The sequence below is a fragment of the Planococcus sp. CP5-4_YE genome (genome assembly GCF_019042655.1).
Taxonomy (GTDB): Bacteria; Bacillota; Bacilli; order Bacillales_A; family Planococcaceae; genus Planococcus.
This window is the reverse complement of sequence record NZ_JAHPZO010000005.1, coordinates 48,640-60,836: the sequence shown is the minus strand read 5'-3', so window position 1 is coordinate 60,836 and position 12,197 is coordinate 48,640. Positions and strand designations below refer to the sequence as shown.

General features: G+C 44.3%; 11 protein-coding genes. 10 read left to right on the top strand and 1 reads right to left on the bottom strand.

What is annotated here, in order from left to right:
- Positions 1 to 235 precede the first annotated feature (235 nt).
- Positions 236 to 2,710 carry a heavy metal translocating P-type ATPase gene (locus tag KTG14_RS08110; protein ID WP_216970461.1) on the top strand — a complete coding sequence of 825 codons (2,475 nt, stop codon included), beginning with the start codon at positions 236 to 238 and terminating at the stop codon, positions 2,708 to 2,710.
- Positions 2,711 to 2,847: 137 nt separating this feature from the next.
- Here the strand turns inward: KTG14_RS08110 and KTG14_RS08105 are convergent, their stop codons facing one another.
- A complete protein-coding gene (locus tag KTG14_RS08105; RefSeq protein WP_216970460.1) occupies positions 2,848 to 3,219 on the bottom strand; it encodes an ArsR/SmtB family transcription factor in 372 nt (123 codons plus the stop codon).
- Between the two features lie 272 nt (positions 3,220 to 3,491).
- On the opposite strand from KTG14_RS08105, the gene KTG14_RS08100 reads away from it, so the two are divergent.
- From KTG14_RS08100 to KTG14_RS08060, 9 genes are all read left to right on the top strand, one after another.
- Positions 3,492 to 4,103, top strand: a complete 612-nt coding sequence (locus KTG14_RS08100; protein WP_216970459.1) for a CadD family cadmium resistance transporter — start codon at positions 3,492 to 3,494, stop codon at positions 4,101 to 4,103.
- Between the two features lie 100 nt (positions 4,104 to 4,203).
- Positions 4,204 to 4,890: a DsbA family protein gene (locus KTG14_RS08095; RefSeq protein ID WP_216970458.1), complete on the top strand. Its 687-nt coding sequence runs from the start codon at positions 4,204 to 4,206 to the stop codon at positions 4,888 to 4,890.
- Positions 4,890 to 5,330 (top strand): disulfide oxidoreductase, encoded by a 441-nt coding sequence (locus tag KTG14_RS08090; protein ID WP_216970457.1) that lies wholly within the window; start codon positions 4,890 to 4,892, stop codon positions 5,328 to 5,330. Before KTG14_RS08095 ends, KTG14_RS08090 begins: the two co-directional genes overlap by 1 nt.
- Positions 5,331 to 5,641: 311 nt before the next feature.
- Positions 5,642 to 6,316, top strand: a complete 675-nt coding sequence (locus tag KTG14_RS08085) for a response regulator transcription factor (RefSeq protein WP_216970456.1) — start codon at positions 5,642 to 5,644, stop codon at positions 6,314 to 6,316.
- 51 nt (positions 6,317 to 6,367) lie between these two features.
- A complete protein-coding gene (locus tag KTG14_RS08080) occupies positions 6,368 to 7,753 on the top strand; it encodes a sensor histidine kinase (RefSeq protein ID WP_254178066.1) in 1,386 nt (461 codons plus the stop codon).
- A complete protein-coding gene (locus KTG14_RS08075; protein WP_308461965.1) occupies positions 7,750 to 8,325 on the top strand; it encodes an SCO family protein in 576 nt (191 codons plus the stop codon). The genes KTG14_RS08080 and KTG14_RS08075 overlap by 4 nt, the downstream gene beginning before the upstream one ends.
- Before the next feature lie 238 nt (positions 8,326 to 8,563).
- Positions 8,564 to 9,937 (top strand): PepSY-associated TM helix domain-containing protein, encoded by a 1,374-nt coding sequence (locus KTG14_RS08070; RefSeq protein WP_308461964.1) that lies wholly within the window; start codon positions 8,564 to 8,566, stop codon positions 9,935 to 9,937.
- Between the two features lie 20 nt (positions 9,938 to 9,957).
- Positions 9,958 to 10,440, top strand: coding sequence for a FixH family protein (locus KTG14_RS08065; protein WP_216970453.1), 483 nt, complete (start codon positions 9,958 to 9,960; stop codon positions 10,438 to 10,440).
- Between the two features lie 309 nt (positions 10,441 to 10,749).
- On the top strand, positions 10,750 to 12,087 hold the full coding sequence (locus tag KTG14_RS08060) for a hypothetical protein (protein ID WP_216970452.1): 1,338 nt from the start codon (positions 10,750 to 10,752) through the stop codon (positions 12,085 to 12,087).
- Positions 12,088 to 12,197: the final 110 nt, after the last annotated feature.

Genomic DNA, 12,197 nt, shown 5'->3' with positions numbered 1-12,197 from the left:
AATAGAGCGTGTTGACATATATTCTATAATAATTTATTCTATATTTAAATATTCAAACGAGTATTAGATTATTGTGTTGAGATTTGAAGATTAAAGTCGTTGGTTAAACAATAAAGAAAAGCCGATTTTGTCTGAAAATGGTTAGACGGTCAAGCAGCTAGAAATGAAAGCCTTCTTATTTCGTGTGAATACCAGACTTCTTTCTCGATGAGAAGCACCAGATAGGAGAGAGGAAATGAAAGTTTCAGAAAAACAAACAGAAACAAGCTGCTGCACAGGTCCTTCCTGTACAAGTACAAACCAAACAGAAGAAATTCCAGAGAAAACGTCTTCATGTTGTGGAACCGATAAGGGCAGTTCCAATGACGCAATCATGAATGCTGAAGAACAAAAAATGGCTGGACAAACTCTCGATTCCTTCACCTATCAAATTCGTGGAATGGATTGCCCGTCTTGTGCGGCCACTATTGAGAAGAACCTACATACTGTAAAAGGAATTGAATCGGTGAATGTGAATTACAGCGCCGGAAAATTGAGGGTGGATGTCAGTGATTCCTCAGTGATCGATCAAATTCCGATACAAGTGAAAAAGCTGGGTTTTGAGGCAGACGCCATTGAAACGAAAAAAGATGGACAGGTATACCGGGTAGATGGAATGGACTGCGGGTCTTGTGCTGCAACAATTGAAAAGCATCTGTCAAAAAACCCGTCTGTCGAACACGTGAAAGTGAATTTTTCTACCGGAAAAATGCAAATTCTACACACTGCCGAGGATAAAGAAATCATCCAGGAAGTGGAGAGAGCCGGTTTTCAGGCATCGCTGATTTCAAAAGATAAAAAAATCGAGGAAAAAACGCAAAAAAGAATCACAGCTTCGAGCGTGGCCGGTTTGTTTTTAGCTACTGGATTTTTCGGCTCTTTCGCTGGCCTTCCTGACGTGCTGGTCACTATTTTATATGCGCTGACTATAGTCATTGGAGGCTACAAGCCTGCGAGAAGCGCTTATTATGCAGTGAAAAGCAAGTCGCTGGATATGAACGTGCTCATGGTTTCCGCAGCAATTGGCGCAGCCCTAATCGGCGAATGGTTCGAAGGCGCCACGGTCGTTTGGCTATTCGCTTTGGGCAACGCCCTCCAGAATCGTTCGATTGAACGCACAAGAGAATCCATCCGGGGATTGATCAATCTGGCACCTTCCGAAGCTCTAGTAAAAGTGGGAAGCCAGCTGATTGTCAAACCGGTTGAAGAAGTGGCGGTGGGGGACGCCATCGTGGTCAAGCCGGGTGAGAAGATTCCGCTTGATGGAGAGATCCTTTCCGGCGCGTCAAGCGTCAATCAGGCCCCGATTACCGGTGAATCGCTGCCGGTCGATAAAGAAAAAGACGATTCGGTCTATGCTGGAACAATCAATGAAAGTGGTTCCCTGGAAATTCGGGTGACCAAACTGGTGGAAGATACGACGATTGCCAAAATCATTCACCTTGTAGAGGAAGCACAAGAACAGAAAGCACCAACACAAGCCTTTGTTGACCGTTTTGCACGCGTTTATACACCGATCGTTTTTACGCTGGCGTTGCTCGTTATGGTGGCGCCACCTCTCACAGGTTTCGGCACGTGGGAAGAATGGCTTTATAAAGGGCTCGCTTTATTAGTGGTGGCTTGTCCTTGTGCACTGGTTATTTCGACTCCTGTTGCCATTGTATCGGCTATCGGGAACGCGGCTAAAAACGGCGTATTGATCAAGGGCGGAACGTTCTTGGAGAAAGCAGGAGCCATTAACGCCATTGCTTTTGATAAAACCGGTACCTTAACAGAAGGCAAACCGAAAGTTTCGGAAGTAGTGACAGTAGATGGAAGCGAAGAGGAACTGATCAGCATTGCCCGTACCATTGAAGAGCATTCTGTTCATCCGATTGCCAAAGCCATTATTTCTTATGCATCTGAACAGAACATCTCGGTGAAAACCGGCGATTCGTTCAAAGCCATTCCCGGGAAGGGCGCACAGGCGACCATCGACGGAGTCGACTATTTCGCCGGCAACCCGAAGCTATATCAGGAAATGGACGTGTCCTTGTCTGCCGTTGAAGATCACGTACAGACCTTACAAGATGAAGGACACACGTTAATTGTCATCGGCACCCGTACAGAAGTTTTAGGGATGATTGGCGTAGCTGATCCAATCCGCAGCATTACCGTTTCAGCCATCCAGCAGCTGAAAGACGTCGGCATGGAAGAAATGGTCATGCTGACGGGCGACAATAATGGGACGGCGAAAAAAATCGGCGCCCAAACCGGTGTCGACCGTTACTTTGCTGAATTGCTTCCTGAAGACAAAGTGACAGCCGTTAAGAAGCTGCAGCAAGAAGGCAAAAAGGTGGCGATGATTGGCGATGGCATCAATGACGCTCCGGCACTGGCAACGGCTGACCTCGGAATTGCCATGGGCGGCGCAGGGACGGATACGGCCATGGAAACTGCGGATATTGTGTTGATGGCCGATAATTTGGAGAAACTTCCGCACACGATCCGCTTAAGCAGAAAAGCCTTGACCATCATCAAACAGAATGTTTGGTTTTCGCTGCTGACAAAAGTGGCTGCCTTGCTCTTGATCTTCCCGGGACTTTTGACGTTGTGGATGGCTGTGTTGGCCGATACCGGAGCTGCCCTGCTGGTCATACTCAATAGCATGCGGCTGCTCAGACAAAAATAATTGTGGATCAATTCAATATGCAACTGCTGGCCACGGAGAGATGCAACGGACAAAATTAACAGCAAAAAAGCCTTTTCTCAACTTGAAAAGGCTTTTTTCTCGGGATGAAGGTGCGTTAACAAAACGCAGACTTCATTTTAATGAGACGCTATATTGTGTCCTGCAGCTAATTGTACCAGGCTGCGGATGTGATTATCCGGCAGGGAATAAAAGACCAATTTGCCTCTTTTATCATATTTTACTAACCCCATATTTCGCAAATAACGCAAGTGATGGGAAGCAGTAGCTGTAGTGGTATTTAAAATATTGGCAACATCACATACGCAAAGTTCTTTTTCCAAACTTAAAGCATAGGCTACTTTCAAGCGGGTGGCGTCGGACAATGCTTTAAAGAGCAACTCGACCCCGTCGACGTTTTCAAGCTTTGGTTGGATTCTTTCCACCACTTCTTCATCGTAACAAAATGTCTGGCAGGTATCTGTCTTTTTAGTGGCCTCAATTTTCACCATGGTTTCACCCCTTTATGATTTGTTGCTTATGATTAGTGTAGGGAGGAATTAAAAAGTTGTCAATTCCAATAATCAAATGAGTATATGAATGAAGAGCCTGGCTGTTAAAATAGAAGAGCCTGAAAAAAGGATATAAAACATCTGATGGAAATGAACGAAAAAGTGAACGTTTAATTTGGTGTCCACTAACTGACTCCCAATTAAGGCCCATTCATAAAGAAGCAATTTTTCTTCAATCAGTGAATCAATATATGTAAATAAGAGGTGCTGTTATGTTTCAGGTAATTGCTACATCATTTGTTTTGTATTTGGCGACTGCAGTGGACTTGATTGCCATACTGCTGATCTTTTTCGCAAGAGCCGAGACGCGAAAACAAGCGAGGAACATCTATATTGGCCAATATGTAGGGTCTTTGACGTTAATCGTTGTCAGTTTGTTTTTGGCTTACGTTCTGAACTTCGTCCCTGAGAAATGGATATTGGGACTGCTCGGTCTGATACCTATTTATTTTGGATTGAAAGTCGCCATAAGCGGTGATTCTGACGAAGAATATGTAGAAGACCGGTTAAGTAAACACGGTTTGAGCAAATTAGTAAAAACGGTGGCGCTCGTTACTATAGGCAGTTGCGGGGCGGATAATATCGGTTTGTTCGTTCCATACTTTTTGACTTTAGATACAGATGAACTGGTTATCACTTTAATTGTGTTTCTGATCCTGATTTACTTAATGGCCTTTACCGCACAAAAGATCGTTCATATCCCGGGTATCGGAGAAGTCATTGAAAAATACAGCAGATGGATCATGGCCATCATTTATATCGGCCTTGGCTTATTCATTATCTACAAAAACAACACGATTCAAAAAATCGTCTCCTTCTTTTAATAGAGAGTGGGGCAGACTGTCAATATGATTTAATGGTGGTACGTTTAGTTTAAGCAGTAGCACAACCGGCATTCTAAACAATACAGAAAAGAGGGTTACGATGAATAATGACAAGAAAACAACGAAGCCATCCGGCATGAAACTAGCGGTTCTCCTGACACTATTGGGCGTTGTGGTCCTGGCCGCAATCGTGATTTTGACGAATCAGCCCGAAACACAGCCAGCGGAAACAGCGCAAATGGATATCAGCGGACAGCCGACAATAGGCGATGAAGAAGCTCCTGTGACGGTTGTTGAATTCGGGGATTTCAAATGTCCGTCCTGCAAGGCGTGGGGAGAAATGATTTACCCCCAATTGGTTGAAGACTATGTAGAGACAGGAGATGTGAAGTTCTCCTATATCAACGTCCTTTTCCACGGGGAAGAATCCACTTTGGCATCAATAGCTGCAGAATCCGTTTATCAACAAAGCCCTGATGTCTATTGGGAGTTCCATAAAGCTTTGTATGCAGAGCAACCGGCACAGAACCACGACGCACTTTGGGTAACGCCAGAAAAAATGCTGGAAATAGCAAACGATTTCCCTTCGATCGACCAGGCGCAGCTGGAGGCCGACATGGAACAGCAAGCGACAATGGAGCAAGTGGAGATCGATGAAGTGCTGGTCGAAGAAGCTGAAGTAGCGCAAACCCCGACGATCGTGGTGAACGGCACAACATTGGACGACCCATTCGATTATGAAGCGATCAAAGCGTTGATTGAACAGGAACTGACAGGTGAAGAATGATGGAAAACAGAAAAACAGAATCAGATAACAGAGGTGTGTTGTTATACAGTGCCTGGTTCGTGTCATTGGCTGCGACACTCGGCAGCTTGTATTTCAGTGAAATTAAAGAATTCATTCCTTGTGAGCTTTGTTGGTATCAACGGATTGCCATGTATCCGCTGGTTTCGATTTTAGGGATTGCGACCTTTCGAAATGACGTAAAGGCATTCATCTATGTTTTGCCCCTGTCACTAATTGGGGGGACCATTTCGATTCTCCATTACCTGGAACAGAAAGTGCCCGGATTCGGAGGATTCAAACCTTGTGTCAACGGTGTTCCCTGCAGTTCCGAGTATATTAACTGGCTGGGGTTTGTGACGATTCCCTTCTTGGCGCTCGTTGCGTTCACCTTGATTGCAGCAGCAATGATCATCTTACTGGTCAAAAATAAAAGCAACTAAGCAATGAGTAATGGGTACCAGTTTGGTTAACATATGACCCCTTATCGGTAACTGCCCAAAATAAAGGGAGAGAAAATGCGCTTTAATCAGCCATCGACTCTCTGTTTTTTTTTATAAATGTGAACTTATATGACTGGTTTGTAATTATAGGCAATAGCCCATGACTCTTTTTGAAAATGTGCAATACCAAAGAGATTTTCAATTAAAAAAGATTAGCTACATCTACAAAGTTTCTTTTTCTTCAATATATACCTCATAATTTCTTCACAAGCTTTTGTTATGATAAGGGTGAGAAGAAGTGAGGAGAAGACATGAATATATACAAACTATTAATAGTAGATGATGAACAAGACATGAGAACACTGATTCGTTCTTTTTTAGTTGCAGAAGGTTACCAGGTGCTCGAAGCCTCCAACGGCGCAGAAGCGCTGATGCTACTTGAAAAGAATGCGCCGGATCTTATCCTTGCAGATGTTATGATGCCTTTTATGAATGGCTATGAATTAATAGAAGAAGTAAGAAAAACCCGTGATGTACCTGTCATCGTCTTATCAGCTAAGGGAGAAGAATGGGATAAAGTAAAAGGGTTAAAGCTTGGGGCAGATGATTATATAGCGAAGCCGTTCCACTCAGCCGAATTGATCGCCCGTATTGAAACGGTGTTAAGAAGAACGGATCCAAAGCGGCGAAAAACAAACTTGCTGCAAGCTGGCGTGTTTTCAATCGATCAAAAAAATCATCGGGCCTTTGCAGGGGACAACGAAATTTCCCTTACGATGAAGGAGTTTCAACTACTCGCTGTGCTGGTACAACACCCTAAAAATGTGCTTTCACGAAGAATTTTACTAGAGACGGTGTGGGGAATGGATTACGAGGGCACAGAAAGAACCGTAGATACCCACATCAAAACTTTGCGTCTGAAATTAGGAAATAATGGGGATGCCGTAAAAACCGTTTGGGGAGTCGGCTACAAACTAGAGGTGTAACAATTGAGAAAGAGAAAGTTAAGTTTCGGAGAGAAAAACATATTGCTGCTCATGGGAAGTGTAGCTTTTTCTATGCTTTTTGCTTTTGGGTTTCTCCACTTTCTCTATAAAGATTTGTATTTGAATACAATCAGGGAGTCAGTTGAAACGCAGGGACAACGGACAGCTACGCACTACCATTATGGAGAATTGACGGAAGATATCATTGAAAAGATTCATTGGTATAACGTGGTTTCCGATTATGAAGTCATTGTGGTCAATCAGCTGGATGAATTGAACACGTCCTTTCCTTACAAAATTGGAAAAACAAACTTACTGGAAGAAAGTGAACGAGAGGCTCTGATGAATGGAGAGCCAATTATGAAAGAAGGATACGTGGAACACTTTGAACGCGATGTAATTGGGGCGATTTATCCAATTACCGATGGATCTGCCCCCATTGGCTTCATTTTTATCTATGTGCCCTTAGCCGGTCTTTCGCAAGTATTTACCACCAGCATCCCGATACTACTGGTGGGTGGACTGCTATTTTTCGTAGGGATGGCCTATTTGATCAATCGCATTCGCAAGTCGCTTTTTAGACCACTGGTTTCTTTACAAGAGATGTCCAGGGAAGTTTCGAAAGGGAATTTTACAAATCGACTGACGGTCAAGCAATTGGATGAAATTGGCCAAATGTCAATGGCTTTTAACGAGATGACCGAAGCTTTGCAGCATCAAGAAGAGCAAAAGAGGGAGTTCTTATCCAATGTAGTTCACGAATTGAGAACACCATTGACGTATATTATGGGGTATGCCGAAATCGTGAAAAATGGCCTGTACACTTCAGCAGAGGAAGAAAAGAAATACTTGGAAACCATTGAACTGGAAGTGAAGCGACTAAAGAAACTATTGGCGGACTTAGCAGAGTTAACTTATTTACAGGATGAGTTTTATCATTTCCACCGGGAACCGATAGCTGTCGGCCAGCTTCTTTACGATACAGCCGAATTGTTTCGTCATTTAGCGCTCAAAAAAGGAATCGCTTATCAATTCCAAGTGGATGAAGAATTAATCATCGTCAATGACCCAAAGCGTATTCAGCAAGTCTTTTACAACTTGATCGATAACGCCATTAAATATGCATACGCCGATAGTGTCATTGAATACGCATTGAAAGAAACCGATGGCTGTTTGTCCTTTGAGATTACGAACAAAGGACCCACATTATCTGAACAGGAGATAAAACAGCTGGGGCAGCGCTTTTTCCGCACCGATAAAGCCCGTACACGCCACACAGGCGGAACAGGGCTTGGTCTATCGATTGTAAAAGAAATCATACAACTTCAGAATGGAACACTGGAAATTATCAATAGCGGTGGAGAACGGATTACATTTAAAGTTATCTTGCCTCTGGAGAATGAGAAAATGGCGAAAGAGGAAAGAGGGAGACAATGAGTGCTATGCGACAGCTTCGAATGTTGTTTTTGGGTCTATTGATTCTAACCTTAACAGGCTGCTCGTGGTTTCAAAAGGAAGGGCCAGTTGTTCAACCCTTTGAATTCACCGATCAGAACGAGGAACCATTCGGCATGAAGCAATTAGAAGGGAAAGTTTGGATTGCTGATTTCATTTTCACGAATTGCGAAACGGTATGTCCCCCGATGACTTTTACCATGGCTGAACTTCAGGAAGAACTGGGGGACCGAGGATTGGAAGTGGAAATCGTCTCCTTCAGTGTAGATCCGGCAGTCGACTCTCCAGATGTCCTTAAGAAATACATTGAGGGGTTTACGCAAGATCAAAGCAATTGGCATTTGCTGACAGGTTATTCGCAAGAAGAAATTGAAAAGTTTGCCTTGGATGAGTTTCAAACCTTGGTGCATAAACCAAGTGAAACCAACCAGGTTTTGCATGGAGTCAGTTTTTTTGTCATTAACCCAGAAGGAATGTTGATTGAAGATTATAGTTTTACCGATCCTGATTTGATTCCGAATATCATAGACGACGTGAAGCGTCATCAGCCATAAGACGAACTTTAGGAAAGCTCCCACGGGGAGTTTTTTTTTGAGTCTGGAAAGAAACGAATGTTTTGTGTCTGTATTTTAGAAATCTGCCTTATCTTATGAACTTTATCAAAGAGTTTCATTATTTCCTCACAATTCCTTTATAGACTTGAAGGAGAGCTATTAAAGCGGCCTGTAAAGTGGCGGAAGTTGATTGCAGTGCTTTAGTAAAGCCAACGAGCAAATGATGAGGAGAATCTTCGTGGAACATAAGAAAAAGAAAAGTAATTCAAGATCTTGGTATCAAACGATTTGGCGCTGGCATTTCTATGCAGGCTTATTTGCAGCTCCATTTCTACTCATTTTGGCATTCAGTGGGGGAGTTTATTTGTTCAAACCCCAAATTGAAGGCGCGCTTTATCAGGATCAGTATCAGGTAGAGGAAGTCGGAACGGAAACTCTCGATTCTTCAAGTATTATTGGAGCCGCACAAGACCGTTATCCGTCAGCAGTAGTGACCGCGCTGAAAATCTACGAAGAAGAAGACCGGACGGCAGAAGTCACGGTCATGGACGGCGCCATTGCAAAATCCGTGTATGTAAATTCCTATACTGGAACCGTTCAAGGGGAACTGGTTACCAGTGAAAAATTCACCGAACTGTTTAAAAAACTGCACAGTGAATTGATCGTCGGGGGAACATTTGCGAACAGGCTGGTGGAATTGGCTGCCTGCTGGACCCTGATCCTGCTTGCAACGGGTCTGTACTTGTGGTGGCCGCGCAATCAACAAAGCGTATGGGGAACCTTGCTTCCACGATTCCGTTCAAAAGGACGATTATATTGGCGGGATATGCATGCCGTTCCGGCGTTTTGGTTTTCAATCATGATCCTGATTTTAATCGCGACAGGATTGCCCTGGTCAGGGGTAATGGGTGAGCAAATCAACCGGTTGGCGGTTTCGACCAACACCGGATATCCAGAGTATGCGCATTCCTTTGGGGAAAAACCAGCATCGGCTGTCCGGGCAGGTGATGTAGCGGAAGATGTTCCGTGGGCTTCTCAAAATGATGTCGTTCCGGTTTCAGGAGGAGGATATCAGAGCATTTCAATGGATGATGTGGCAATGATCACTGCTATGGAAGAAATCGAAAAGCCGTATACGATTTCACTCCCTGTGGAGGAAGCAGGTGTATATACCATCGCGACTTCACACGCAGCGCCTTGGAAAAGCGCAACGCTTCACGTGGATCAGTACAGTGGGGCCATTTTGTCAGACGTCCGATACAACGATTATGGAGTGTTGGCAAAATTTATAACCGCGGGCATCGCCCTGCACGAAGGGCGTTTGTTTGGATGGTTCAACCAATTGCTTGGCTTGTTAACCTGTCTTGCCATCATCCTAATTGTCGTGAGTTCATTTGTGATGTGGCGCAAGCGAAAACCGGATGGATTGGGCAGCCCTAAAAAGCCTGTGAGTAAAAAAACCACTTGGATAGCGCTCGTTATCATGTTTGCCGGTGGTGTTCTGATGCCGTTGGTTGGCCTGTCGATTGTATTCGTCTTATTGGTGGATTGGCTGCTGGTTAGACGGATTCCAAAAGTTCATCGCTGGTTTCACGGAACATCACTTCGTTAAGAAAGAGGAGGATAAAACAGATGAAGTATATCAAATATTTAGTGCCATTTGCTGTTCTGCTGTTCTTGGCAGCCTGTACAGCAGGAGAATCCGGTGCCGGAGAAGTGCCTGAAGTTGTCGAAGCAGACATCCAACTGCCTGCGGAAATGAAGCCGGGCGAAAGCTATCAGCTGCAAGTAGAAGTGACGCAAGGCGGAAAACCGGTCGAAGAGGCTGATGAAGTGCTATTTGAAATATGGAATGATAGTGAAGGTGGGGAAAGCAGCCGAGTGGAAGCCAAGCATATCGGTGAAGGCATTTATCAGGTTGATGAAAATTTTGAAATAACAGGAGTCTATTCAGTCCAGACCCATGTAACAGCACGGGCGATGCACGTCATGCCGAAGCGCCAATTTCAAGTGGGCGATGTGACAGAAGAACAAATAGAAAATGCGAAAGAGAATGCACAAAATCAGAAGAGTACACATATGGATGATCACGGAGACGACAGTCACCATCATTAATGGAATTGAGTATTGAGAAACTGACATAGTAAGAAATAAGTAGTGAAGATCATCACGATTGATGCGTTGCTAGAGAAGGAACGGGGAGTATAACCGTTTCTTCTCTATTTTTATTGAACAAAAATTAGGACCTAATGATTAAGGATTGATCTTTCTTCTTTAAGTCTTAAAGAAGAAGCCCTAGAAAGACATCTTACGTGACGATTTTTTAAATTAAACATTTTACCAGAAATTAATTTTTAAAAAAGTGATCTAAAATGAAACCCGCACCGTTGAGCTTATAAGAAAACAAAAAAGAGGAGTGGTTAGATGAAAATGAAAAAGCTTTTATTACCAGTAGTAGGGGCATCCCTGTTAGTTCCGGGAATTGGTTCAACCGTATTGGCAGCTGAAGAAGCACCACCGACGGAAACAACAGGCGTTGAACTTCGCGCAACGTTGGACTCGCTATTGTCTGAGCACTATGCGCTTGCAGTGGATTCCATGATGAAAATTTATGATGGCGACGAAGCAGCAGAAGAAGCCATGGCAGCACTCGATGAGAACGCAGCCGACATGGAACCGGTCATCGCTTCTGTTTACGGGGAAGATGGCGGAGCGGCTTTCGTTGAGATCTTCGATCAGCACAATATGGGAACAGATGACTACGCAGCGGCCGTGAAAGCGGATGACGCAGCGATGCAAGAAGAAGCATTAGCTCAAATTCAGTCGTTCGTCGATGAGATGGGCGAATTCCTCGGCACGGCAACGGAAGGCAACCTTCCAGAAGACGGTGCGACAGCCGCACTTCGTGAACACGAAGATTACGTGCAAAATACGTTTGATCTTTATGTAGAAGGCGATTACGAAGCTTCTTATACGATGTACATGGAAGGTTTCACACAAATCTTCGGTGCAGGCAGCGCCATCAGTGGAGCGATTTCAGCTCAGTTCCCGGATCAGTTTTCTGATCCGAACACACCAGCAGGCGATTTCCGTTCGACAGTCAACCGCATTGCAGCAGAGCACTTTGCCCTTGCGCAATTGAGCCTGGCAAAAGGCTATAACGGTTCAGCTGACTTCGATTTCGTCAACTGGGCACAAGATCAAAACACAGAAGAGTTCCGTTCAGCGCTAGCTTCAGTCTACGGTGAAGAAGCGAGCAACCAGTTTGTCGAACTATGGAACAACGAACACATCGCTGTCCAAGGTGACTTGGCAAATGCGACAGCTTCAGAAGATGAGCAAGCGAAAGAACAAGCTGTTTCGACGTTGACGAGCACATTCGCAACAGACCTTGGTACATTCTTGAACACAGCAACAGAAGACCGTATGCCATTGGATGAAACGATTGCCGGTGTGGAAGCACACGAACAATCCGTTGTAGATACTTTCCAACAATATGTGAACGGTGACTATGCCGCGTCATATGACTCCTACCGTGCTGGCTATGCGATCATGTTCGATATCGGGAAAGGATTGAGCGGCGCCATCGTCGACCAATTCCCAGAGAACTTCGAGAACACAGCAGCTCCTGACAAGATGCCATCAACTGGATTCGGCGGCATGTCCGGCCAATCCAATACAATGATCTTGTGGGTTGCACTAAGTTCACTGATCTTAGCAGCAGCTGGTGGATTGACATACCGTCAAACTAGAAAACAATAATTAAATAAAAGAAAGTCTTCCTGATGACCACACCCCAAAATTTAGAGGTAATACTCTAATCTTTGGGGTGTTTTTTTTCTGTAGTGAAACACTGTAATAACTTTACTGGA